At 46.1% G+C, this 26,575-nt stretch carries 20 protein-coding genes and 1 pseudogene; 11 read left to right on the top strand and 10 right to left on the bottom strand.

What is annotated here, in order from left to right; genetic code table 11:
• The first annotated feature begins 30 nt into the window (after positions 1-30).
• The 3 genes and pseudogenes from HRU69_11950 (at position 31) to HRU69_11940 (ending at position 8,778) form a co-directional block, all read left to right on the top strand.
• Positions 31-4,415 (top strand): annotated as a pseudogene (locus tag HRU69_11950) (CusA/CzcA family heavy metal efflux RND transporter).
• Entirely contained in the window at positions 4,405-5,544 is a 1,140-nt protein-coding gene (locus tag HRU69_11945) for an efflux RND transporter periplasmic adaptor subunit (GenBank protein QOI98151.1), read from the top strand. Before HRU69_11950 ends, HRU69_11945 begins: the two are co-directional and overlap by 11 nt.
• A 195-nt stretch (positions 5,545-5,739) precedes the next feature.
• Positions 5,740-8,778, top strand: a complete 3,039-nt coding sequence (locus HRU69_11940) for a T9SS type A sorting domain-containing protein (protein QOI98150.1) — start codon at positions 5,740-5,742, stop codon at positions 8,776-8,778.
• Positions 8,779-8,781: 3 nt separating this feature from the next.
• Here the strand turns inward: HRU69_11940 and HRU69_11935 are convergent, their stop codons facing one another.
• Both HRU69_11935 and HRU69_11930 read right to left on the bottom strand, forming a co-directional pair.
• Entirely contained in the window at positions 8,782-9,537 is a 756-nt protein-coding gene (locus HRU69_11935) for a class I SAM-dependent methyltransferase (GenBank protein QOI98149.1), read from the bottom strand.
• Positions 9,537-11,039, bottom strand: coding sequence for a M48 family metalloprotease (locus HRU69_11930; GenBank protein QOI98148.1), 1,503 nt, complete (start codon positions 11,037-11,039; stop codon positions 9,537-9,539). The genes HRU69_11935 and HRU69_11930 overlap by 1 nt, the downstream gene beginning before the upstream one ends.
• Before the next feature lie 63 nt (positions 11,040-11,102).
• Here HRU69_11930 and HRU69_11925 point away from each other — a divergent pair, with 63 nt between their 5' ends.
• Complete coding sequence (locus tag HRU69_11925) at positions 11,103-11,861, top strand: MBL fold metallo-hydrolase (protein QOI98147.1); 759 nt, start codon at positions 11,103-11,105, stop codon at positions 11,859-11,861.
• 15 nt (positions 11,862-11,876) lie between these two features.
• On the opposite strand, the gene HRU69_11920 is transcribed toward HRU69_11925, so the two are convergent.
• Positions 11,877-12,200 carry a DUF2834 domain-containing protein gene (locus HRU69_11920; protein ID QOI98146.1) on the bottom strand — a complete coding sequence of 108 codons (324 nt, stop codon included), beginning with the start codon at positions 12,198-12,200 and terminating at the stop codon, positions 11,877-11,879.
• Between the two features lie 127 nt (positions 12,201-12,327).
• Between HRU69_11920 and HRU69_11915 the strand changes: the two genes are divergently transcribed.
• The gene (locus tag HRU69_11915) at positions 12,328-12,738 is read left to right on the top strand and encodes an OsmC family protein (GenBank protein QOI98919.1); all 411 of its coding nucleotides are present in this window, start codon (positions 12,328-12,330) and stop codon (positions 12,736-12,738) included.
• Between the two features lie 8 nt (positions 12,739-12,746).
• Positions 12,747-15,041, top strand: a complete 2,295-nt coding sequence (locus tag HRU69_11910) for an acyl-CoA dehydrogenase family protein (GenBank protein QOI98145.1) — start codon at positions 12,747-12,749, stop codon at positions 15,039-15,041.
• Here HRU69_11910 and HRU69_11905 read toward each other — a convergent pair.
• Both HRU69_11905 and HRU69_11900 read right to left on the bottom strand, forming a co-directional pair.
• Entirely contained in the window at positions 15,035-15,853 is an 819-nt protein-coding gene (locus HRU69_11905; GenBank protein ID QOI98144.1) for a sterol desaturase family protein, read from the bottom strand. The genes HRU69_11910 and HRU69_11905 overlap by 7 nt on opposite strands.
• A gap of 30 nt (positions 15,854-15,883) precedes the next feature.
• The gene (locus HRU69_11900) at positions 15,884-16,837 is read right to left on the bottom strand and encodes a nitronate monooxygenase (GenBank protein ID QOI98143.1); all 954 of its coding nucleotides are present in this window, start codon (positions 16,835-16,837) and stop codon (positions 15,884-15,886) included.
• A gap of 81 nt (positions 16,838-16,918) precedes the next feature.
• Here HRU69_11900 and HRU69_11895 point away from each other — a divergent pair, with 81 nt between their 5' ends.
• Positions 16,919-17,797, top strand: coding sequence for a sulfurtransferase (locus tag HRU69_11895; GenBank protein ID QOI98142.1), 879 nt, complete (start codon positions 16,919-16,921; stop codon positions 17,795-17,797).
• Here HRU69_11895 and HRU69_11890 read toward each other — a convergent pair.
• Positions 17,794-18,201, bottom strand: coding sequence for a hypothetical protein (locus HRU69_11890; GenBank protein ID QOI98141.1), 408 nt, complete (start codon positions 18,199-18,201; stop codon positions 17,794-17,796). The two genes, HRU69_11895 and HRU69_11890, sit on opposite strands and share 4 nt — an antisense overlap.
• A 100-nt stretch (positions 18,202-18,301) precedes the next feature.
• Positions 18,302-18,862, bottom strand: a complete 561-nt coding sequence (locus HRU69_11885; protein ID QOI98918.1) for a dienelactone hydrolase family protein — start codon at positions 18,860-18,862, stop codon at positions 18,302-18,304.
• Between the two features lie 353 nt (positions 18,863-19,215).
• Here HRU69_11885 and HRU69_11880 point away from each other — a divergent pair, with 353 nt between their 5' ends.
• Complete coding sequence (locus tag HRU69_11880) at positions 19,216-19,731, top strand: hypothetical protein (GenBank protein QOI98140.1); 516 nt, start codon at positions 19,216-19,218, stop codon at positions 19,729-19,731.
• A gap of 12 nt (positions 19,732-19,743) precedes the next feature.
• Positions 19,744-20,598 carry a DUF3667 domain-containing protein gene (locus HRU69_11875; protein QOI98139.1) on the top strand — a complete coding sequence of 285 codons (855 nt, stop codon included), beginning with the start codon at positions 19,744-19,746 and terminating at the stop codon, positions 20,596-20,598.
• Positions 20,599-20,601: 3 nt separating this feature from the next.
• Here HRU69_11875 and HRU69_11870 read toward each other — a convergent pair whose 3' ends face one another.
• Positions 20,602-21,195 (bottom strand): tetratricopeptide repeat protein, encoded by a 594-nt coding sequence (locus HRU69_11870; GenBank protein ID QOI98138.1) that lies wholly within the window; start codon positions 21,193-21,195, stop codon positions 20,602-20,604.
• Positions 21,196-21,240: 45 nt separating this feature from the next.
• Entirely contained in the window at positions 21,241-22,086 is an 846-nt protein-coding gene (locus HRU69_11865) for a Ku protein (protein ID QOI98137.1), read from the bottom strand.
• 104 nt (positions 22,087-22,190) lie between these two features.
• Between HRU69_11865 and HRU69_11860 the strand changes: the two genes are divergently transcribed.
• Entirely contained in the window at positions 22,191-23,012 is an 822-nt protein-coding gene (locus HRU69_11860; GenBank protein ID QOI98136.1) for a transporter, read from the top strand.
• A gap of 17 nt (positions 23,013-23,029) precedes the next feature.
• Positions 23,030-24,247, top strand: a complete 1,218-nt coding sequence (locus HRU69_11855) for a tetratricopeptide repeat protein (protein ID QOI98135.1) — start codon at positions 23,030-23,032, stop codon at positions 24,245-24,247.
• Positions 24,248-24,250: 3 nt separating this feature from the next.
• Here the strand turns inward: HRU69_11855 and HRU69_11850 are convergent, their stop codons facing one another.
• Complete coding sequence (locus HRU69_11850; GenBank protein QOI98134.1) at positions 24,251-26,572, bottom strand: hypothetical protein; 2,322 nt, start codon at positions 26,570-26,572, stop codon at positions 24,251-24,253.
• Positions 26,573-26,575 lie beyond the last annotated feature (3 nt).

Genomic DNA, 26,575 nt, shown 5'->3' with positions numbered 1-26,575 from the left:
TTTTATCCCGAATTAAAAAACCGATCAACTATGTTGAATTGGATTATTGATTTTTCCTTACGGAATAAACTTATCATTTTACTGCTGGTTGCCGGCCTGATCGGTTGGGGAAGCTACTCCCTTACCCAACTGCCTATTGATGCCGTACCCGATATTACCAACAACCAGGTTCAAATCATTACGGTGGCTCCTTCGCAGGCTGCCCAGGATATTGAGCGGCTCGTAACTTTTCCGGTTGAACAAACCATGGCCACCATTCCGGGTATTGAGGAGATACGCTCCTTCTCCCGGTTTGGTTTGTCGGTAGTTACCATTGTGTTCACCGACCAAACCGATGTGTATTGGGCCCGTCAGCAGGTTAATGAGCGGCTGGTTGATGCAAAAAAGCTTATACCCGAAGGTGTAGGCACTCCTGAACTTGCTCCGGTTACTACCGGGCTGGGAGAAATCTACCAATACATTTTAACGGTAAAGCCGGGTTTTGAATCGCGTTATAACCTGGCTGACCTGCGCACCATTCAGGATTGGATCGTCCGCAGGCAATTACTCGGCACAAAAGGTGTTGCCGATGTAAGCAGTTTTGGCGGCTATGTAAAACAGTACGAAATAGCGCTTGATCCTGACCGCCTGCGAAGTTTTGAAATCAGTATTCAGGATGTATTTGGCGCGCTGGCTACCAACAACCAGAATACAGGGGGAGCGTATATCGAAAAAAATTCAAGTGCCTACTTTATCCGCAGTGAAGGTTTAATTACCAGCACCAATGATATAAAGAATATTGTTGTTGGAAGAACAGCCGCGGGTATTCCCATTCTTATCAGCCATGTGGGCGATGTTCGTTTCGGTCAGGCCATCCGTTACGGGGCCATGACACAAAACGGTAAAAGCGAAGCTGTGGGTGCGGTTGTTATGATGTTAAAAGGAGCCAACTCATCAGAGGTAATTGCCAATGTTAAAGAACGGATTGCCGAAATTGAAAAGAACCTGCCCGAAGGAATTGCCATTGAAGCATTTCTCGATCGCACCAAGCTGGTTAACAATGCCATTACCACGGTTACCAAAAACCTGGCCGAAGGCGCGCTGATAGTAATATTCGTTCTTGTCCTGTTGCTGGGCAACCTGCGGGCCGGGCTGGTGGTGGCTTCGGTTATTCCGCTAAGTATGCTGTTTGCCATTGGCATGATGACGGTGCTGGGCATATCGGGTAACCTGATGAGCCTCGGAGCCATTGATTTCGGATTGATTGTGGATGGCGCAGTTATTATTGTGGAGGCAAGTCTCCATCACCTGGTTGCCCGGAACAGTTCCCTGCGGTTAACGCAGGTGCAGATGGATCGTGAAGTGGGCGAATCGGCTAAAAGCATGATGAGCGCGGCCGCCTTTGGCCAGATGATCATCCTGATTGTCTACCTGCCCATCCTATCGCTGGTTGGTATTGAAGGCAAGATGTTCAAACCCATGGCCGAAACCGTAATGCTGGCCATAACCGGTGCGTTTATCTTATCGCTTACGTATGTGCCGGTTGCTTCATCGGTATTTTTATCCAAGAAAATTAAGTCTTCGGCTACACTGGCCGATAAGATCATTCACACCATTCAAGCAGGCTACCGGCCTACCCTGCAATGGGCGTTGCATCACCGGCTTTCCGTTGTTACAGTAACGCTGATCATTTTTGCGCTTTCGTTAGGTTTGTTTAGTACACTGGGTGGCGAGTTTTTGCCTGAATTGGATGAAGGTGATTTTGCCGTTGAAACACGCACCTTGCCGGGCAGCAGCCTGACGGAAACCATCAATGCCACCCTTAAAGGCGAGCAGGTATTGCTTAAAAATTTTCCGGAAGTAGAAAAGGTAATCGGTAAAATCGGAGCGAGCGAAATACCTACCGACCCCATGCCGCTGGAAGGTGCCGATATGATGGTAATTATGAAAGACAAATCAGAGTGGGTTAGCGCCTCCACCAAGCACGAGCTGATTGGAAAGATGCAGCAAAAACTCGAGGAAGAAGTACCGGGCATCTGGTTTGGTTTTCAACATCCTATACAAATGCGGTTTAACGAACTGATGACAGGCGCCCGGCAGGATGTGGTGCTAAAGATCTATGGTGAAGACCTTGATAAACTGACGGAATATGCCGACCGGGTAAGTAAACTGGCCGGCCAGGTAACGGGCGTTGCCGATCTGTTCGTTGAAAAAATTACCGGCCTTCCACAAGTTGTAATTCGAGTTGATCGGGAAAAAATAGCGTATTACGGCCTTAGTCTTGAAACGGTAAACTCGGTAATCAATTCAGCCATAGCCGGCAAAGCAGCGGGTGTTGTTTTTGAGGGTGAGCGCAGATTTGACCTGACAGTGCGATACACGCCCGAACGGAGACAACATCTTGACGATATCCGAAACATTATTGTAAATACACCTGCCGGATTACGGATACCCCTGTACGAAGTTGCGGCCATTAACCTTGAAGCCGGCCCTACACAAATTCAGCGCGATGATGCTAAACGAAGGATCATAGTCGGGTTTAACGTGCGGGGCCGCGATGTAGAGAGCATTGTTCATGAATTGCGCGATAAAATTGCAGCCGAAGTAAAGTTCGAAGCCGGTTACTATGTTACTTATGGAGGGTCGTTTAAAAACCTGGAAGAGGCCCGCAACCGGTTGATGATAGCCGTACCGGTAGCGCTGGCACTCATCTTTGTACTGTTGTTCTTTGCGTTTAATTCAATCAAACAAAGTCTGCTCATTTATACCGCTATTCCGCTCTCCGCCATTGGCGGCATTATTTCGTTGTGGATTCGTGATATGCCCTTCAGCATTTCGGCCGGTGTTGGATTTATTGCGCTTTTTGGTGTTTCGGTACTCAACGGCATTGTGCTGATAGCCGAATTTAACCGGCTGAAAAAAAGCGGAGTGACCTCAACCGATGAAATCATCAGCAAAGGCACAGAGGTGCGTTTACGGCCTGTATTAATGACAGCCCTTGTTGCATCACTTGGTTTTTTGCCGATGGCCCTATCGCAAGGCAGCGGTGCTGAAGTTCAGCGCCCGCTGGCCACGGTAGTCATCGGTGGATTGGTAAGCGCCACCTTCTTAACATTGGTGGTTCTGCCCTGCCTGTATTCATTAACTGAAAGAATACAAATTCAGCGATTGCGCACTTCATTATAACTGATAAGATGTTTACCATGAAATCATTAGTAACCATTTTGCTGCTGACAACTGCCGCTTCGGCAATCAAGGCACAAACGTTTTCACTGCAACAGGCGCAGGCACAGGCCCTTCAGCATAGTCCGTTTCTTAAAGCCTCTGCGTTGGATGTTGAACGACACACCGCATTAAAGCGGGCTGCTCCCGAAATACCGAAGACCGATATTCAATTGCTCTACGGCCAATACAACAGTATTGAAAAGCATGATAATAACATAACCATTACTCAAACCCTGCCCTTTCCAACAACCATTGCCCGGCAGGTTCAGCATGCGCAGGCTTTGCAAACTGCGGCAGAGTACCGCTATGAAATGACAAGGCACGAATTGCTTTATGAAGTCAAGCGAATATTTTTTGAGTTGCTTTACCTGAAAAAGCGAATAACGCTATTGCAAGCACAAGACAGCCTGCTGCAGGCACTGGCAACTACCGCTGCCCAACGCTACAAAGCCGGTGACGCCACCTTGCTCGAAAAAGCATCAGCCGAAACACAACAGGGTGATGCCCGTAACCAGGTGCAACAGGCTGAAAAGGATTACCAGATTGCCTTGCATCGGCTGGCCACCTTACTTAACACCCCGGTAGCAGAAATTGCAGGAGCATTATATGAACTTACTCCGGTAATTACCGATACCATACAACTTCAACAAAACCCTGCATTAAGGCACAGCCGCCAGCAAATGGAAGTAGCCCATCGGTTGAAAAATCTTCAGCAATCCGCCATGCTGCCGGATATCCGCATTGGCTACTTCAACCAAACCCTTATAGGGCCGCAAACAGTGAATGGCGTTGAAACCATATTTGGTTCGGATAAACGATTTCAGGGCTTTCAGGTTGGACTAGCCGTGCCGCTTTGGTTTTTTAACCGTACAGCTTCGGTTGAAGCAGCCCGTTTATCAGCACACATGGCCCTGCAGGAAGCTGCTCAAACGCAGCTTCAGCTTACCGGCAGGTGGCACCAGGCCGTAAGTGAAATGCAAAAGGCCCAAAACAATCTGGCGTATTTTAAAAACCAGGCCTTGCCGAATGTTCAACTGTTAGAACATCAAAATGTGCGGTCATACCAGACTGGCGAAATAACCTATACCTCTTTCTTAATCAATGCCCAGCAGGCCCTTCGCATACAAGAGGCCTACCTGCAAGCCATAAATACCTGGAATCAAAGCATTATTAATTATGAATTTGTAACCGGAACCATCAATGAAAACTAATCGCATTATAAATCCCATTTTCTTTAGTACTCTCTTGTTAGCCGTTGCCGGATGTAAACAACCACAACCGGCCGGAAGCGAACTGCCAACTGAAATCAACACACTTACCCTATCAGCCGACCGGCAGCAAAAGGCCGGCATCGAACTGGGCACGCCCGAAAGCAGGGTAATGAGCAAAACAATCAAAGCCAATGGCATGCTTGATGTACCCCCGCAAAGCATGGTAACAATTGCCGCCCCTATGGCTGGTTTTGTAAAGAAGACCAGCCTGTTGCAAGGCATGCGGGTAAAGAAAGGCGATGTGTTGGTGGAGCTCTACCACCAGGATTATATTCAGCTTCAACAGGATTATCTCAATACCAAAAGCCAGTCAGAGTTTTTAAAAGCCGAGTACGAACGTCAACTTGAACTGGCTAACGAGAGCATTAATACCCAGAAAGCGCTGCAGCGGGCCCGTGCCGATTACCAGGCCGCTGAAATTAACCTGCAGGCATTGAAAGCGCGACTCGACCTGATTAATGTTTCTGTACAGCAACTTACCGGAAGCGGCATACAAAACTCGGTTTACCTGTATGCGCCAATAAACGGATATGTTACCGAAGTGAATGTTAACCCCGGAAAATTTGTAAGCCCGTCCGATGTGCTGTTTAAAATTATTGATCCCGAACATTTACATGTTGAGTTGTATGTTTTTGAAAATGATCTGCCGGGTCTGCGTGTCGGCCAACGGGTAAATTTTTCATTGGTAAATGAAAGTACCCTAAGGCAGGCTACAATTTACCTGATCGGAAAAGAAATCAGCCCGGAACGCACGGTGCGTATCCATTGCCACATGGACAAGGATTATCCGGAATTGATACCGGGCCTTTACCTGAAGGCATTTATTGAAACAGCTTCACACCAGGCTACTGTTCTTCCGGAGGAGGCTGTCCTGACCATAGGGGCAAAGCATTTTGTTTTTGTAGCAGCGGATGCAACAACGTTTAAATTAATGGAAATTCAAACCGGTAACACCGATACCGGCTTTATAGAAATTTTACAGCCCGGGCAGTTTACCCCATCCACGCAAGTGGTTATTAAGGGTGCCTATACCCTGCTGTCTGTGTTGAAAAATACAGATGAGGAGTAAGGTCATTTTTTTGTTACTTTTGTCGAATAAATAACCGGCTTTAGTCGCATGCAAATGGGTAGTCTAACCCTCAAACAAAACTTGTTACTGGTTTTCCTAAGCTTTTTTTTAAGCCTTTCAACCTACTTGGTATGTGGACAAGCCAGCGTAGTTTCTGGCTCGGTTTCCAACTCAAAAACGAATTACTCCCCGGGCGTGGGCAACAACCGACTGATTGTGGTTGCTGTTTCTAACGAGAACAATAACAATGTTCGTACTGTAAGCAGTATTACATGGGGCGGACAAAACCTGACCTTTGCGGTGGCACGTACCAATCAGGGATCGGGTGGCAACGACCTTCGAACCGAAATCTGGTATCTGAATGAAGCCGGCATCAATGCGGCTACAGGATTTTGCAATAATTTCATCGTAACATGGAGTGGAGCTACTACAGAAGCCTTTACGGTAGTTACCTTAAAAGATGTTGATCAAACCACACCGGTTGCTGCCACAGGCACCGGGTCCCCTAACGCAGATGGAACAACTACTACAACAACTGGTATGGCGGCCGGAGTAAACGATCTGGCATTTTATTCTTCAGCAACCCGTGCCAACAGTGCAACCCATACACCCGCAACCGGTTATACCGAACTCAGCGACCAGGTGGTTGTGGGTACAGAAACTACCTCGCTGGCAACGGCTTATAAGTCAATTACATCGGCCGGTACCGAAACACCCACGGCCACGTGGAGTGGCTCTGCCCAATTGGTAATTGCCGGAGTAATTTTTAATGGCTTAACGCAGTCCGGAGGCATAACCTATTACTCGCGCAATGCCACATTGGGTGGTAACTGGAACAGCAACACCTCATGGACAACCAATTCCGATGGGTCGGGCGGCCCGTTGGCAGCAGGCGTATGGCCCAGACGATTTGATAATGTTGTAATTCTAAGTGGCCATACCATTACTATTGATGCACTTGATGACAATAAGAGTTGTGGCGTTTCGCCTGACGGACTCGGCCGCAGCAACGTGGGCCCATTTGTTTCTTCTAACATCGCCATGTTTTATCAAACCGGTGACATAACGATTTCGGGAACGCTCAACGTAACCGGTATTGAGATGATGGTTGAGGGACACACACGTATTTTATCAGGAGGAGCGTTTACTTTAGCCTCGAACCTCGTTAATGTTGGTTTCCTGGAAGCCGATGCCGGCTCCACCCTAAGCAGCCTCGATGACCTGATCGTAACGGGTAACAGCAATACGATCATCAATACCAACTCCACCTCTACCGATGATTTGGTTATCGATCACCGGGATGCCACCATTTGCGGCAGCGGAACAGCAACGCTGCAAAACGGTGCAGGTAGCACGATTACGTATACCAATGGAGCAACCGTGGCCCAAATCTGTACTTCATTTACCGTAGTTTGTACCGGTGTTGGTTGTACGGGCTTCCCGGTTACAGGGACTGGTACAGTTTTCGGTAACCGCGGCCCCGGTGGCGTGTTCAATACAACAGGCACCAGTAACCTTACATTGTGGCTTAATGCTTCAACTATCAGCCAGTCGGATAATACCAACATAACTTCGTGGGCCGATCAATCCGGTTACGGAAATACCGCCAATGCTGTAGGTGGTAATGAACCTGTTTTTCGTACCGGCATCATCAACACAAACCCTACGGTACGGTTTACAGCCGCCAATACCGATTACCTGCGCGTTGCTGATGCTGCCTCGTTAAGGCCAAACAACATTTCGGTATTCGTTGCAGGCATGTATACATCTGCTGCGTCACAGTGGTCGCCATTTATTATTAAGGCCACTAATTATACATGGGCAGATGGGTATGCCATAACCCGTAACGACACCGACAACTCTGTTCGCGGTTATGTTACAAACTGGAATGCCAATTTTATCAATTCAACGCTTGCAGCCAGTACATTTACCCTTATCAACATGGTTTATGATAACATAAACGTGCAAACTTTTTATAACGGAACTTCTCAGGGAACCGATCCGTTCACTGCAAACATTACCAATAGTACAAACTTCTTATATGTAGGGATAAGTCCTAATGATGCCGGCACAGGCGTGAGGCAGCCGTTCGATGGTGATATCTCTGAAATCGTTCTTATCAACCGCAATGTTACGCTGATTGAGCGCATCCTCATTCAAAATTACCTGGCGGCTAAATACGGCCTGGCGTTGGGTGCCGATGATGTGTACACGATGGATAACCCGGGCAACGGCAATTTTGATTTTGATGTGGCCGGTGTGGGACAGGCCAGCAACGGCTCACGGCATGTTGATGCCCGCGGCACAGGTATAGTACGAATGGTAGTTCAAAGTCCGTCATCGCTGTTCAATAATACCTTTCTGCTTTGGGGCCACAACAACGCCAGCATGACCAGCAACTTTACAGATATTGACGGTACAATTATCGTTGAACGGTTAAACCGCGTGTGGCGGGTTAGTGAAACTGGTGATGCAGGCAATGTGTCCATCTCCTTCGATATCAGCAGTTTGCCCGGCAGCCCAATTGGTGCGGATTTGCGTTTACTCATTGACCGTGATGGCGATGGCTTTGCCGACAACGATGTTACACCCATTGGCGGAGGTACGCTTGACGGCAGTACAGTAACCTTTAATGGCATTAACCTGCAAAATGGCGATCGCTTTACACTGGGCAATACAAACCTTGCTGCTCCCCTGCCGGTTGAGCTGGTTTACTTCCGTGCAAAAGCTAACGGTAGTACGGTTGACCTGACCTGGCGAACAGCCACAGAAACCAACAACGATTATTTTACAATAGAGCGCTCAGCCGATGCTGGGGAATGGACCGTTGTGATGACCATACCCGGTAAAGGCAACTCATCCATACCTGCTGATTACGCGGTGGTGGATGAAAACCCGCTTGAGGGTGTTAACTATTATCGCTTAAGGCAAACCGATTTTGACGGGACCTATACCTATTCTGATGTGGTATCGGTTGTTGTTGAAATGGCGGAGCGCGTTCAGGTTTTCCCTAACCCTGCCCGCGAAACGTTTACCGTTAAGGCTTCGTTCGAGTTGAATGAATCGCGTATTCGTTTGTTTGATCAGGTAGGAAAAGCTGTTTACGTAATAACGCAGCCTGGCGACAACCTTAACCAGCTTATGGTTGATAGCAGTGCCCTCCCTCCCGGAGTATACTTGTTGCAGGTTACCAACGGCCGTGTGGTCCGTACGGTACGGGTCGTTATCAGGTAAGCATTACCGAGCTTTGCGGCATTCCACCAGCCAGTCCCACGGATAGGGAGCTTTCATCCACTTTGGCGGCTCGCTGAATTCAGAATCCCAGTCGTATTCAACTTTATTCACACTGATGATCTGTAATCCTGCCAACGGAAAGATAACCTGAAGTTCTTCGGCTGTATAATGTTTGGTGGTTACACCGTTAATTTTAAGCAGGCCCTGCAGTAAATCGGTGTTACTAACCTCAAAGCCGCTCAGTTCATCCGGATCGATCGCATCAGGTAATGTTCCTTCCTTTTTGTTCCAGTCAATCAGCCGCCAGGCAGCAAACAGGTATGATTCCATAGAGGGCAGGACGATTATTGCCGAACCGTCCTTGCGAAGTGCACGGTGAACATTCTTCAGCATGGCAAGGTTCTTCTCCGGTTCGGGAAGCATTATCACATTGCAGCAGAATACAAAATCAACCCGGGGCAGCTTAACGGAAGGGTTGGCCAGATCAGCCTGTATACAGGATACATTTTTGTAAGGTCTGCTTTTAGCCTGGGTCAATAATCCGTCAGCAATATCTATGGCGGTAAGTTTCTTAAAACCGGGCGCCAAATACGGAAAAGCCTTTCCATTGCCGCAACCGAAATCAAGGGCGTGCTTATTCTGGTTTCTGTACTTCCTGAAGAACCTGGACAAAATCCTGTTTCTGTCGGACTTAAATACATCAAAAATTTCCTCGTTATAGGTTGGAGCAATTTTGTTCCAGTGTTTTTGTTCGTTCATCAGTTTTGTTTAATCGGCATCGATAGTATCGACAGGGCCTGGCTTAAGGTAAGGCCTTCGCGCATCAGCGAATAATACCTTCCATCCGAAAACCTGGCTTTGTATACGTCTTTAATCCGCTTTTGTACCTGATTCCGGTAGGTAAGGCCACAGATTTTCCATAACAGATAATACTGTTCTTCATTGTCTGCATTAAAGCGTTGTTGATTGTTCAAAAAGTTAAAAGCTACCTCGCCCATTTCCTGCGTGTTCATATTATGAAGAAAATTATTTACCAATTTTAATTGTTCATCATAATTGATGGTATACGTTGGCAGATAGATGGAGGGAACCGGCTGGCCTTTTGATTCAATCAGTTCGATGAAGGTGCGGCTTATTATACTTATCAGATACGAATTATTCGGATAAAACTGCATCAGTTCCAACGCAAGGCCCAGAGTTAAATCGGCCTGTTTGTTAAAATAAGCACTAACTACCCGTTCGAATTCACTTTGTTTGATAAGCCGGTTAATTGCCTGATAAGGCAGTAAACTTTGAATTGTTTCGCTAACTGTGTCCGTATCAGAGGAGAGTGCTTTCATGCGGTATTCGATATCGGGATGTGTTTGGATTGAATCCATGGAGAAAATAAAGAGATTTTCGGGCCGTTTGCTGTAAATGCTCAGCCGTTTGTTCAGCCAGGCCTCCTGAAACGGATACTTGCTTGTGTAAAATGGCTCAAACAAGCGCTCATTAAAAACATACTTCATCCGGTCAGCCGAGTCCAGCACATTCAGAGCACCCAGGGCCCCTGAACGATTAAAACCTGCTTTCAGTAATAATTTTAAACCAAGTGAATCGGCCTCCAGTTCATGCGCACGACTGTACCGGCTTCCTTCGTAAACAAGTTTCCGGAGTTTATTAACGTCTTCAAGGGTGATATCCTCAAGGAATATTTTAGCTAACCCGGCTTGCGTATTTTTAAAGTAATCACTTTCAACCTGCTTCAACACACGCTTCATAACATGGTCAAGTTCGTAGTGTGCCAACTCGTGAGCCAGTGTAAAGGCCAGTTCATCCGGAGTTTTAATCTTACTGAGTAATCCAACTGTTACAGCAAATGTTCCTTCCCCATAACAGTAGGCATTTACTGAAGGATCTTTTAAAATGAGGAGAAGGTTAGGCTTACGCTGCAATTGGTTACCAGTTGTTATCCGGTTCATAATGTGTTGCAATACAGTATGCAGGCTGTCGTCATGGATGACACCGCCCTTCCGGATTAATTCGGTGAGGTAAGCAGTTCGTGCCCTGTAGATCATGCCGGCCTCCCTGCGGGCAGAAACCGGGAGACGTTTAAGTTCTTCCTGCTGCTGTACACGAAGTACTTCTATTATCGGCTTACCGGTTAACGCGTTATAGGTTTTTAGCGGGGTGTAATTATTATTGAACTGACCGTACCCTGGAGAAGAAGAAGCTATGATACAAAAGCTGATAAGACCGATTTTCGTAAATACAGAGAACATGAATTATGAATTAAACGATCTTTAAATTTTCTATATTAGCAATATCTGTATCAATAATTTATTATGCAAGTACACAAAATAGTTGCATTTAGTTGGTTATTGACAACCTCATTATTTGCACAACGTATCGAGCCCGATCGTGTTAAAACCGTTTCGGGCGATCTGACGATACAACCCATCCTGCACAGCACCGTGGTTTTTACATGGAACAACAAGGTGGTTTATCATGATCCATATGGCGGCAGCAATGCGTTTGCAGGATTGCCTGCTCCCGACCTTATTCTTATAACCGATATTCATAGCGATCACTATAATTTAGAAACACTTAATACACTGGACCTTACCCGAGCCACTCTTATCGTTCCACCGGCAGTGGCAGAAAAACTACCTGAGCCTCTGCTGGCGAAGGCTGTTGTAATAACAAATGGTCAGCACACCACACATGCCGGAATTTCAGTGAAAGCCATTCCGATGTACAATCTGCCGGAAACACCTGATTCAAGGCATCCAAAAGGCCGGGGTAACGGTTATGTTATTCGGTTTGCCGATAAACAGGTTTACCTTTCTGGCGATACCGAGGACATTCCGGAAATGCGTGCACTCATGAATATTGACATTGCTTTTGTTTGCATGAATCAGCCCTTCACAATGGACATCAAACAGGCTGCCAGTGCGGTGCTTGAGTTCAAGCCTGGAATTGTCTATCCTTTTCATTACCGGGGTCAAAGCGGGCTTACCGATGTTGAGGGTTTCAAAAAACTGGTTATGGATGCTAACCCGGCTATTGAGGTGCGGTTGCGAAACTGGTACCCCATCAACTAAAATAGATACCTGTAGTTAAAATTTTCGACTTTCACGCAGGTACAGAAACAGCGGGAAGGTTCCTGCCATTCCAAACAGCATAGTAAGTACCCATATTACCCACACGTTTTTAATCCCATGCAGTTTCGCTTCGTGATACGTCCAGAAAAAGAAAATAAACACCACAACAAGAAGATCTACAATAAATGCGGTGGCAATCCGGTTACCGAACATCCCGCTAAGGGTGGCAGTTGGGTCAAGCCAAAGCAAAATGTTGCCTGTTTCAACCGATTCGATGGCAACAAAAATATTCGGGGCAATAAAACCGATTACTGCAAGGATCAGGTAAATGATTTTCATGGTTGGTTTGTTGGTTACCTGCAAAATAATAATCTACATTGGGTTTAGCTAAATCTTAAGAGAATACTGAATAATGAAGTGTAATTCCCGTAAATTGCTGTAGCCAACTAACTAAATTGCCATGAGTATAAGAAGAAAAGCCACAGCCGTTTGGATCGGCTCTGGAAAAGAGGGCTCCGGCCATCTGAGTACACAAAGTACGGTACTGCATAAAACCCAGTATTCGTTCAGTTCCCGGTTCGAAAGTGGAATCGGTACCAATCCTGAAGAACTTATTGCCGCGGCCCATGCCGGCTGCTTTACCATGAAACTGAGTTTTGTACTGGGCGAAGCTGGCTTTACCCCGGAAGAACTGAAAACCGACTGCATGATTACGCTTGACAGCGGTACGGTTACCCAATCGCACCTTGTACTGCAGGCAAAAGTACCCGGCATTAGCAAAGAAAAGTTTGATGAATGCGTAAAAAATGCCGAAGTAAACTGCCCCATTTCAAAATTGCTCAAAACGGCTATTACCGTTGAAGCCAGATTGATCTAACCCGCATCATGATTAACTCTCCTCAAGCCAAGAATAACCCTGCGTTATTCGTTTTTTTACCCGTACTGTACACGGTGTGGTCGGATGCCGTACTCACACCTACCGAAATCAAAAGCATTGAGGCCGTAATCGAAAAGCAAACCTGGCTTGGTAAGACTGATCGGGAGTTTCTTCGTTCACTGATTGACCCGGCAAACCCGCCAACGCCATCCGGATTAAAAGACTGGTTAGCTGAAATTCTGAAAGTGAACACCACCCCTGCCGACTCATTAGCCAATATCGGGATTAAGCTTGCTGCTTTGCATTCATCAGGCAAAGCAACTATTCCGGAACAAGCTATTCAATCACTGGCGGGGATCGAACAAAGCCTTGGACTTATCGGCCGTGAAGCCACCTATGCTTTTCACCCGGAGTACCGAACCTCCATCACGCAAAAGCAAACCACGCAACATACCTTCGATGTAGCCACCATGACAAAAATTCTGGATGGCGACCAGGCCGAGCTGATCAGCAGGGTGAAAACCATACTTTCCGATCCGGAATTTGCGTACATCGAAACCGACAACCTTGGCGAATACCGCACGAAAGTTTTGCACTGGGCAAAATTACTGGCCAAGCAAGGTTTCGGTGCGCTGGCTTATCCTAAAGAATACGGAGGAATCAGCGGCATGGCTGAGTATTTTACCGTAATGGAGACGTTGAGCTACCATGATCTTAGCCTTGTGGTGAAGTTTGGCGTTCAGTTCGGTTTATGGGGTATGAGTGTTTATTTTCTGGGAACAGAAAAACATCATAAAAAATATTTAAAAGATATTGGCACCCTGGATTTACCCGGCTGCTTTGCCATGACGGAAACTGGGCATGGCTCTAATGTACGCGGTGTGGAAACCACGGCCACCTATAATCACGTTGACAAAACATTTACCATTCATACTCCGAATGATGCTGCGCAGAAGGAATACATCGGCAATGCAGCCCTGCACGGCCAAATGGCCACGGTGTTTGCCAAACTTATAGTTAATGGACAGGATTTCGGAGTAAACGCATTTATTGTTCCATTACGGAATAAACAGGGCAAGTTGTTGCCGGGCATTACCATTAACGACTGCGGTAGAAAACTGGGCTTAAATGGTGTGGATAACGGTGTCATTCGGTTTACCAATGTGGTTATTCCGAAAGATGAAATGCTCGACCGGTTTGCCCGTGTTAATGATGAAGGCCGGTTTGAAAGCCCGATTACCAGCGATAACCGCAGGTTTTTCACCATGCTCGGCACCCTGGTGGGCGGCCGGATAGGCATACCCCGATCCGGAAATGCCGCATCAAAAACAGGACTAACCATTGCCATCCGGTATGGCGATAAACGAACACAGTTTGGCCCTGAAGGTGCAGCCGAAGTGCCCATCCTGAACTACCGCACCCATCAGCGCAGGCTTATGCCCCTGCTTGCCAACACCTATGCGCTGCATTTTGCATTGCAATATTTAACCAAAAGGTTTGTAAACCGAACCGAAGAGGAAATGCAGGAGATTGAAGCACTTGCGGCAGGACTGAAAGCCTGGGCTACATGGAATACCACAGCCACTTTACAGGAATGCCGTGAAGCGTGTGGTGGAAAAGGGTACTTGTTTGAAAACCGGATCGGCAGCCTGAAAAATGACACCGACATCTACACCACCTTTGAAGGCGACAACACCGTGCTCATGCAACTGGTTGCCAAGAGCAGGCTTACTGAATTTAAACAGGAGTTCAGCAGCATGAACGCGTTTGGGTTATTGAACTACCTGGCATCGCAGGCGGCTACATCCATAACCGAGATGAATCCCATCATCATCCGCAATACAGACGAAGATCACCTGCTTGATCCTGAGTTTCACCTGAACGCATTCCGTTACCGCGAACGGGATATCCTGGTATCGGTGGCGAAACGCCTGAAACGCCACCTTGATGACGGCATGGATTCGTTCGATGCGTTTAATGTGTGTCAGCACCACCTGGTACAGGTAGGGTTTGCCTATGTTGAACGGATAATTCTGGAACAATTCTTCGAGGCAGTCGAAAATGTAACCGATGAAAAGTGCCAGTTCGTACTACGTAAGCTCTATAACCTTTACGCCATTTCCCAGCTTGAGAAGAATAAAGGATGGTACCTGGAGCAGGGCTATTTGGAAGGTGTAAAAACCAAGGCAATACGTAAACTGTTTAATCAACTGTGCTGGGATATCCGCGCTGATGCAGTACCCCTGGTTGACGCATTTAACATACCGCCTACTTGCCTGGCAGCCCCTATTTCACTTCAATAGTCGGTTTTGATGTTCTTGTTAAATGGAATTTTAAACTGAAAGCCTATATTTTCATCGGTACTGTCATCTAACACATCTAACCCATATCGGATTTTTTTGGGATCATCATAAACAAATGTGCCAAACAGCCGGTCCCAGATGGAAAACATATTGCCAAAGTTGGAGTCTGTCCATGGGCGTTTATAATGATGATGGAACTTGTGAGTATTCGGGGTAATAAAAATGTAGCTGAGCGGTTTATCAATCCAAGCCGGCAGGTAAATATTGGCATGCGTAAAATAGGTAAAGAAGACTGTCAATATCCGGTAAAAGAAATAATATGCAGGCGGAGCTCCGGTAACAATAACCACTACCAAAGCAAAAATTTCGCGCATGGCAAAATCGCCCGGATGATGCCGTGTACCGCTGGTGGCATCCAGGTGGGTGTCGCTGTGGTGTACCATGTGGAACTTCCACATCCATTTATACCTGTGTAGTAAAAAGTGAATAAAATATTGGGCAACCAGCTCAAACAGCAGGATGCAAATAAGCAGTTCAACCCAAACCGGTAAATCAATAAGGTAGATTAATCCAAACTGATTTTGCTTTGTCCATTCAAACACGCCAACCGTGGCCAGCCCAAACAGTGTATTGATGACCAGGGTTGTAGAAAGAAATACGAAGTTCACCCCGGCATGCTTCCATTTGCGGTAATTAAATGCAAACAGCGGAAAATTACCTTCCAGAATCCAGCATATAACCAGGCAGATAACAATCCACACTCCGCGTTGCCAGGTGGGCATGGATTCAAAAAACAGTAAGAATGTCGCCATCTGATTTAAGGTGTGTTCAAAAATAATCAATCAGGCGGACTGTGCATACTCGGCAGCGAGTTGCTCAAGGATGGCACTCATCGGCCGGATGGCATGAACGTGCTCAATGGCGGGGCCGGCACACCAGACTGTTTTGTATGTGGCCCCGAAGGCGGCTTTTTCAACGGCCTTCATACCACGAAGAGCGAGCAACATTTTGGCGTATTTCTTCAAAGTTTTATTGTTGTTTATGATTTTTTCCAACCAGGTTGCTTTAGTACCCAATTGCTGAACATAAGGGGTATTGATAACCGTTAACGGAGAGCCTGACATTTTTGTAGTCAGCACAATGTCTTTTTCTCCATAGTCAATACAGGCTTGTTTGTACTCCTGTGAAACAGGTGATTCTTCGCTGGCAATAAAGATAGTGCCTACCGATACACCGGCAGCGCCCCATTCCATAGCCTGGCGAATATCCTTTCCGCTGGCAATACCTCCGGCAGAAATAATGGGTATGCTGATATTCTCCTTCAGCAACTTAATCAAATCATGTGGACTGATCTTACCGGCATGCCCCCCTGCCCTGCTGTTAACAGCTATCACGGCATCGGCACCGAGGGCCTCTACTTTTTTTGCATATTCCAGGTCAACCACATCACAAAATACTTTTATGCCAAGGGGTTTGCATTGTTCAATTACTTCTTTCGGATTACCGAGCGATGTAATAATAAAATGAACACGGAGTTCTATTAGCGTTTTTAATTGCGAGCGGTATTTTGGATTGGACTTGTTAACGATGAGGTTAACGCCAAAAGGCTTATCAGAAGCTGTTTTAATCTCCTGTATTGCCGTCCGCAGTTCCGCATCGGTACGGTAATTCAAGGCCGGAAAAGCCGCGGTAACACCGCTGGCCAGCGCTGCTTTTACCATTGCGGTGTTGGAAATAAGAAACATGGGGGCTACGATGATCGGGTAATTTATGCCCAGAATTTTATCAAGCGTCATGAATACTAAAAACTTAAGTAGTACGTTTGTCGTTACAACGTATATTTGATAGTCGGGTAAGGTATTAAAACTTATATCAATATGAAACAATTCGCAGTAGGGGTCATCATCCTATTCGGGATTCGGATAGCAGTGGCACAGCCGATTTCTGTGTTGGTAGATGTTAAGTGGTTACATGAGAATTTGGCAAAACCCAACCTGGTCATCTTGCAGGTAAATGCACTGCGGCTTGATTATGAAAGGGAGCATATTGCCGGTGCGCGTTTTCTCTGGCCCGGCTGGCTTGCGCCTGATTCACCGGAGGGCACTTATAATGCACCTGATCCGGCTGATGCAACCGAAATACTTCAAAGCCTGGGCGTTTCATCCGGGTCGCATGTTGTTTTATGTCATGTACGCAACGAAGTGGGCCCTGCTGCCCGCATGTTTCTTACGCTTGAGCACCTTGGCCTGAAGGGCCAGGTATCGTTTTTAAATGGAGGACTGGAAGCCTGGAAGAAAGCCGGATACGCTGTTACAAAAGATTTGCCGGTTGTAAAAAAGGGTAATTTTAAAGCAAAACCAACCGGCCTTTTGGTTGACCGTTTTTATGTGCAGGATAAATTAACTACAGGCGCTTCCACTATTGTTGATGCTCGCCTGAAACGGTTTTATGATGGTGAACCCTCCGGATATCCGCGTGATGGACATATTACCGGTGCGAAGAATATCCCTTATGCCGAATTATTGAACACCAGTAATTTCTTTAAACCGGCTGATTCATTACAAACCTTGTTCACACCTGTAGCGCCTGCAAAAGACAAAGAACTTGTGTCATACTGCTTTGTCGGGCAATCGGCCAGTATAGTTTACCTGGCCGGGCGGGCCTTAGGGTATAATATGAAATTATACGATGGTTCCATGCAGGAATGGAGCCGGATTGATGAGTGCCCGATGGAAAAAGCGCCAGGTAAGAACTAACCATTTACCGATTCAAAAAATTGCCTGATAGCTTCTATTTTTCTGGCTTCGGTTAGGTGTCCTAGCGCATCGTTTTTAAGCACACGGATATTTCTAACTTTTCGCAAGGCGTTTTCCAAGGTTATGCGTACAGTGCCTGGCCCGGTGATATAAATAACTGCTGAACTGCCACGAAGAATATCAACTACCGATTGGATGTACTTCTTTAGCCATTCATTGTAATGCGCCTGCTGCGAGGTTTCGTAATCAAACCCTATTGCCCGTTTTGATTTTCTTGAAGATTCACCTTTGTAACGGGGCTTTGATTCAATACCGGAAAAGATCCGGTGGTGTGATAACCTGCCGTTTTCAAAACTGACAATGAGCGCCTCGCGCGAATCGATCCATAAACCTATTTTCCTCATACGCATTGTAATTTGAAGGTTCCGAAAATACCCTAAACCTTCACAACGAAGACTGATTCATGTCATAGAAAACAATGATATTTGATGGACACAGGTAAAATCAGGACTCCACCATTTTCATCCATTTAACAGTATGCCGGGCAAGTACCGGTAGCAGGTCGTGTTTAGATACCTTAAAGGAATGATCGGCCTGTTCAAACGTAATGAGTGTGGCCGTTTTCAGGTCTGAACATACCTTCGTTATTAAGTTAACATCAGCAAGCGGGTCGCGTGTCCCCTGAAGAAAGAGCATAGGAACAGCCAGTTGCTGAAGATGGTTAGCACGTTCAACACCTGGTTTTCCGGCCGGATGAAGCGGAAAACCAAAAAACACAATGCCTTTAACATTTGCAGCACCGTGTTGTGCGATGAATTGTGATGTCATTCTGCCACCAAACGATTTACCACCGGCAAACAGCGGAATACCGGGATACTGAACAGAGGCAAAATTTATAGCTGCCTTAACCGTGGCCATCGCTACAGCCGGTGAATCAGGTCGTTTTTTATTATTCTCTGTGAAAGGAAAATTATAGCGAATTGTCGCAATCCGGTGCCCGGCTAATTCTTCAGCAACCCGCTGCATAAAAGGATGACGCATGCCTGCACCGGCCCCATGTGCCATTACAATTAAGGCCAAAGGGCGTAGGGGTAAAAAAATTATACAGGACACCCACCCCACTAAATCGGAAACGAGCAAACGTTCCAGTCTTTCTGAAGAACCCGTCACCCTTAAATTTAAAACCTAACCGGCAAATATTCCGCGTTGGTAAACTACCTCGGAAGAAAGGCCTGAGTTGACTTCTTAAAAAAGCAGAACATGCATAAGCCAAGCTCAAAAGCAAGGATTGAAATGATGGCAAAAAATATCTCCATAGCACATCAGTTTTAGTATAAATTAAAAAATTAAGTAAATATAGTAAAAATACTTAAAATCAAATAGTTATAATTATTATTATAAGATCTTATTAAATAGTTATGGACATTCTGGCCGAATTAAGGAAGAAAGCCTTTAAGAATCAGGTAAATAACCTTGTTTGCTACATCGGGAATAATCCTTTCAGATTCAGGGTGCTTATGGATGCTTTCATACAAGGCCCCTACCGCATAACCCAGCGCGCAGCCTGGCCATTGAGTTATTGCTCAGAGAACTATCCGGAACTTTTAAAACCGTATCTGGGCAACCTGCTTAAAATTGTATCGCATAGGGATACGGCCGTTGCGCTAAAACGAAATATAATCCGGCTCCTTCAGTTTGTTGATATACCCGCAAAATTCCAGGGAAGTGTACTTACAATCTGTTATACCTTACTGACGAGCCGGACTGAAACAAGAGCGGTTAAAGTATTTGCCATGACCGTATTATCCAATATTGCACTGAAGCAACCTTCGCTGGCACGTGAATTAGTACTCATCCTGGAAGACCATTTGCCTTATGCTTCACCCGGCTATCGCTCACGAGCTCTAAAAATTATAGCCCGACACAAAAAGTAATATCTTCGGGGCATGGCCCACGAAACCACTACCCATACCTGTAAAAGTTGCGGTAACCAGTTTACAGGATTGTATTGTAACCTATGCGGTGAGAAGGTAATCGAGCCGAAAGACCGGTCCTTTAAAGTCTTCCTCTCCAACATCCTTATAGCCATCACGTTTGCCGACAGTCGGTTTATTAAAACGCTTTGGATGATTATCCGGAACCCGGGGTTTCTTTCAAAAGAATATGCCGAAGGCCGTAGGGTGAACTACCTCAGGCCCCTCCAGTTATTTTTCATCCTGAACCTGATATATTTTTTGTTTCCAGTGCTTCAGCTTTTTAACTCCTCGCTCCGCACACAGATGTATTACCTGTTTCACAGCCCTTGGGTGCGAACGCTTGTCATAGAAAGGATTACTGCCTCGGGTATGAGCTTACAGGGTTATGAATTGATGTACAATGCCAAATCAACAAGTCTGGCAAAGTTACTGGTTGTAGTTTATGTTTTGCTGGCCTCCATCCCGCTCAGCCTAATCTATTTGAAAAAGAGGAATCGCTACTTTACCGACCATGTAACCCTTTCGGTTGAACTTGCCTGTTATAATCTCTTTGTCAACGCCATTTTGCTGTCAGCGTTGCTTTGGGTGGTTAGCTGGCTATTACGATTAGGAAACCTGCCCTGGCAGGGTTATCTGAATGAAAATACATTAACCGGAATTTTTGTAACAACTAACTTGTACTTTGTTTATCGGGCCTCTGCTACATTTTATGATCAACAAGGAAAGCGCTTGTGGATAAAAAGCATTCTTGTGATTATTGGGCTCTTCCTTGCGCTTGAGGCCTATCGGCTGTTATTGTTCCTGGTGACCTTCTGGTCAGTTTAATACTTAGCCGAGCGAAGAAAGCTGACTGATAAGTTCAATGGCCGGCCCATGATCCTCAGCCGGTGTCAGGCTGCAGTATTTTTTTAGTACTCGAATAGCTTCGGTGTACTCCCGGTTCATCGCCAATGTAATGCCCAGATTAAAGTAACTGTTTGGAAATGTCGGCTCAATTTCTGATGCGATAGCATAGTGTACTTTCGCCAATGCATAATTACCCACTTCGGCATACAGGTTGGCCAGGTTATAATGTGCTTCGTAATGCCTGGGGTCGTTGACTAAACATTTGGTAAAGGCATCAATGGCGCGGGCATGGTTTTCCTTTTGCGATTCGATTATTCCCAGGTTGCACCAGGCATCAGCAACGAAATCACCCTCACCAATTGCCTTCTGGTACAGAACACTGGCTTGCTCATAGTTACCGGCCTCATCAAGCATCAGAGCCTCCTCAAAGGTCGACAAGTGGTTAAGTTTGATAACTCGCCCGCCAAAAAGGTTTAACTGACCGGCTTTGCCGGGTAAATCACCCTTTCGTTTTCGCGCCCTTTGCAGTCCGAATTTTTCAGGTGCAGGCCCTGGAAATTTTACAACTTTAGCCATTACCACAAAGGTACAAATTCCATATATTCTTAAGTATGATGTGGATCAGCCTGCTTTCCGTTTCAGTGCTTTTTGCTTGCTTGTCTTTTGGGCAACCGCACCTTTGGCCTTCTCCATTGGTTTCTTTTTGGCGCGTTCAATGCTGGCTTTAAGGGCAGTCATAATATCAACAATTTCCGGTTCAGCCTCTTCGATGGATATGATTTCTTTACCTTCAATTTTAGCCTGAATGATTTTTTTCAGCTCATCGGCATAATGATCCTCCATTTTGATGTTCGCAAATTTTGTCGTCATGGAATCAACCAGCGATTTGGCCAGTTTAAGCTGCTCCTTATCGGCCCTGGCCTCAAGTAATTGAGGCACTTCCTTTATACTCCGCACTTCGTTTGGATAGCGAAGCCTATACATGAGAATACCTCCTTCATGAGGATTGAGCAAAACCGGTGTTTCACGGTCGCGCAGAACAACTTTACCTACTCCTACTTTACCTGATTCTTTAAGTGTTGCAGCCAGCAAGGCGTAGGTTTTGGCAGCCACATCGCCATCAGGGCCTATAAAGTAGGGCGATTCGTATAAGGTTGGGTGTACTTCTTCAGCCTTCACAAAACCGTCAATCTCAATAACTTTTGTGCTCTTTAGTTTAACCTTATCAAGATCTTCCTGTTCTATAATCACAAACTGTCCGGGCTCGTATTGGTACCCTTTAACAATATCTTCGTTACGCAATACCTTGCCGGTTACCTTGTCCTTCTTTTCATACGCAACCGGATTATGCCCCTCGCGCGACAGCAGGTTGAAACTAATAGTCTGTGCATTGTCAATGGCATTGTATATCCGGATGGGAATTGTTACCAGCGAAAACCGGATGTGGCCTTTCCAGATTGCTCTCATGTTACTTGCTTTAATGCATTAAATATACTACTCTAAGTAATTGATATAAAGTATTTTAAATATTTTTATCTTTTTGGCATTAGCTTGCCTTTCAAAGGGCACCTATGCGCATTGTTATCTTTGCCTGGTTAGGCTTCGTCAGTGGTATCCCGGCTTTTTCACAAGGCGAAATTTTTGAACTGCGGCCTTATGATCCGGCTAACGTTCAAAGCCGGGTAGCGTTTGATTTTGACTCGTATTATTTCGTTGCCGGCAATAAGTTTTTTGTTGCCCGGGCCGGGTTTTATTACGGCATTCCCAACGACCGTCATGCCTTCGGTTTAACTATTCCGTTGGTGCATAGTATTTTCAACGCAGATTTTGCCGGTTACGAAAACACCACTGGTATTGGCGATATCCGGATGAGTTACCTGGGGGCACCCTATGTTAAGAAAACGCCCTTGGGGCTGGAGCGGGTATCCTTCTATTTTGATGTAACGGCTCCTACAGGCAATGCCGACCTGGGTCATGGTGTAGGATGGTGGCTTTATAAACCCGGCTTAATCTTTTCCGTTCAGCCGGGCCCGGCTTTTAGTTTATATCCTGAAGTCCGGTTTCAGTTCTCCTCCAAGCAAGTGAACAGCCGCGGTGGTGCTGATGGCGTTCCTGACTTGGAGAATCCTGAAAAGGATGAGAAACTGCAGTACTTAACCCTTGCCTTGCCCTTAACCTACGTTATAGAAGACTGGAACGGATGGGTAAGCATGCATACGGAATACGCCTATACCTTTGTTGAAGAAACCTACTTTTTATTTTTGCGGTTTGATTTCGGCAGAATGATGGGCAAACACTCGGCTGCCGGATTGCAGATTACTAAATTTATTGCCGGCCAGCCGCGGTTGGAAACTTTGGTTCGGGTGAGGTTTAATTTTTTTATCAGACACTAACGTAAATCGATATGCTTGTGGATAAGGTATCATATGCAGTAGTCGGTGCGTGGTTACTCCTGATCCTTCCACTGGAATCTTTTTGCCAACGTGGCCGTGAGACTTCGGAAAATCTATATGAACTGGCATTAGCCGATTATCGGCAGGGTATGTACGAAAAAGCTATTTCGCAAGTAACCCGTTCGATTTTTTTAAATGCCGTTAATACCGAAGCCTATACGCTGCGTGCAGCTTGTAAAGAACAGTTAAAGGATTATAAAGGCGCATTGACTGATTTAAATACAGTCTTGGAAATTGATCCCGATAATTACGAAGTGCTGTTTAAGCGGGCCACCATCCGGTATCAGGTAAATCAACCAGAGTTTGCCAGGCAAGATTTTATCCGGCTTCTGACACTACCCACCTCCGAAACAAATACTGTTTTTTACCGGCAGTCGGCACACCGACCGGGTACCGACCAGATTGTAACTGCACAAAGCCGGTTGCGGTCGCAATTATTCAGTTACCTTGGGTTGATCGATCTGCAATTAAATAATTGCAAAGCGGCAATTGCCTGGCTTGATTCAGCAATTGCCATCACTTCGGAGGATGCCGATTTTTACCTTAATCGTTTTTTGGCAAAGAAACAATGCGGTGAAGAGAACTTTGTGGATGACTTACAAACAGCGCTCCGCTTTAATCCTGACCATGCGCTTGCTAAACACCACTGGGCCCTGCTGGAAATAAATGCGGATGACGTTACCCGAGAAAAGTTATTTACTGATGCAATTGCTGCCGACTCGTTGCTTCTTTATCCTTACCTGCAGCGTGGTCTCCATCGAATGAAAAATAAAGATTACAAAGGAGCCTTGGCTGATTACGAACGAGCCCTTAAAATAAAAGAGGATGATCCGGAAATTTGGTTAAACCACGGCCTTCTTAAAGAAAAGCTTAGCGACATGCAGGGTGCGTATTCTGATTATTCGCGTGCTATTGAATTGCAGGAAGATTATGTACAGGCCTGGCTTAACCGGGGCAATTTGCTGGCCCAACAGAAGAAATATTCAGAAGCTGTCGAAGATTACTCGGTGGCTTTACTTTACAAACCTGATTATGCGGCCGCCTATTATAATCGCGCGCTGGTGTATCACACGTTAAAGAATCTCCAAAAGGCCTGCGCTGACCTCCAGCAGGCTCAGCGGTTTGGGTTCAGCGTTACTGATGAAATGAAACGGAAACTATGCCCACCCGATTGAGGACTATACAACCAAATCCGGTCGCAATCGTACAAACACCGGCTCCCTGAAATTCTTATCCGGGGTTAGCGATGCATAACTCACTTCAATCATAATCTTCGGATCAACCCAGAAAGACACCTTCTCGTCAGGCACTGGATCTTCTACCGGCTTTTTAACCGGTTTTAGTTTTCTAATTTGATTAAATATCTCCTTCGCTGTACTATCATCGAACCCTGTGCCCACCTTGCCCCGGTAAATCAGTTTACTCCCCTCTTTCTCGGCTATGTGCAATCCGCCAAATGTTGAACTTCGATTACCCTTGCCCTTATTATACCCGATTATTACACACTCGCTTGTTTTTCTAATCTTTATCTTAAGCCATACATCGCTGCGTTTACCCGGATAATATTTACCCGATTTTTGTTTGGCCATGATGCCTTCCAATTCATGCTCTTTGGCCGCCTCCAATAATGACGTACCATCATCTACCCACTCGCTTACACGGTATGGCGTATCCTTTCTAATGGCATCCTTAAGCCACTCTTTTCGTTTGATTAACGGCTCATTGATCAAACTCCTGCCGTCCAGATACAGGCAGTCGAACAGGTAACAATATACCGGTGAGGACCTGGCTAGCTTTTGAATTGTTGTTTCACCTGAGGCCATCAGCCGGTTAATTACTTTTTTAAATTCAGGTTTACCCTGCCTGTTCAGGCAAACAATCTCCGCATCAAACAGGCCACATGTAGCGCGAAATGCCTTGTCTGCTGACAGCAACTCCGGAAACTGACTGGTAATGTCATTCTGGTTGCGGCTGCGTATGCGCACCTGGCCATCCTCCAATGCAATTAAAGCACGGATGCCGTCCCATTTCACTTCAAACAGGTAGTCATTACCCGGGGGCAGTTTTTCTGAACTTCCTGAAAGCATGGGCTCGATGGCATCGTGCAGGTAATTGATCTGAGGTGTATCAACACGTTCCAGTAAAAACTCTTTATCCTTAATCCGATAGAGTCGATACTCACCGGTAACTTCTTTACTGCTCAACCTGAAATAGAATCCGTCTTTCTTCTCTTTAGTGATCGTATATTTGCCCAAGGCATAAATCCACATTTCGCCACCGCCATATTGCCCCTTCGGTATCTTACCATCAAAAGTCAGGTACTTCATCGGGTGGTCTTCCGTCTGAACGGCCAGTCGCTTTACACCCGGATGCGGGGGCAAACCCCGTGGTACAGCCCACGATTTCAGTACGCCATCTTGTTCTAACCGTAAATCATAATGAAGATGCGAAGCGTGATGGCGGTGAACCACAAAGTTGTTTCCTGAGCCTTCGGCCAAACGTGCCTCGGGTTCAGCCGTTTTTTTAAAGTCGCGTTTTTTTTCGTAGGATTCCAGTTGGGCCGGAGTCTTTCGTTTCTTTGAAACCGGAAGCTCTTTAACATGCTTTGTAGTCCGATGGTTGTGCAACTCTACGGCAAAGGCATCAATGCCTTCCCAGGCATCTCCATCAGTTAACACTTTATCGAGCACTGTATGAATGTTGTACTCAACAGGTTTATTGAGAACTGCCAGTTCCTCCCACTTCAGGGGCATCGATACCGGTGCGCCCACCCGCCCGCGTAAGCTGTAGGGCGATACGATACTCTGGCCTGAGCGAATCCTGTAAATATCAATCAGCACGCGCCCTTTGCGGGCTTCCTTTTTTATATTCAGTGTTGTTGTTGACGCATGGCGCTCAACAAAAGGTTGTGCTATGAACTGGGCACTTTCGAATACGGTATGAAAATCAAACTTGGGCTCAATCGGGCAGCAGATATGGATGCCCTTCCCCCCCGTGGTTTTTGCAAAAGCGGTATAGCCAAACGATTCAATGTATTCCTTTAAATCGAAAGCAATCGGAACAACCTTTTTAAAATCATATCCCTCAGGCGGATCAAGATCAAACACGATGTAATCAGGAAAATCGAATCCCGGTCTGCGGCTGTGAAGCTGGTGAAGTTCAAGCGCGGCCAGGTTAGCAAGCCAAACCAGGGTTGCCGGTTCCGTAGCAATGATGTAATCTTTCGTTTCTTCCTTACCCAGTTTTTCGAACTCTACCCAGGGAGGCGCCCACTCCGGCCTGTTTTTCTGGTAGAACATCTCACCATGGATGCCATCGGGATACCGAATCAACGTGAGCGCCCTGCCCTTGATGTGGGTTAAAATAGTTGGTGCAATTTTCAGATAGTATTCAATAACCTGGGCTTTCACGATCCCGTCTTCCGGAAAAAGTACTTTATCAAGATTGGAGAGCTCCAGCTTCCGTTTTCCGATTTGCGTCCATTGTGATTTTTTCGCCATTAC

The sequence above is a fragment of the Flammeovirgaceae bacterium genome, from assembly GCA_015180985.1.
Taxonomy (GTDB): domain Bacteria; phylum Bacteroidota; class Bacteroidia; order Cytophagales; family Cyclobacteriaceae; genus UBA2336.
The sequence above is the reverse complement of the archived record's forward strand: the minus strand, read 5'-3'. Positions and strand labels throughout refer to the sequence as shown.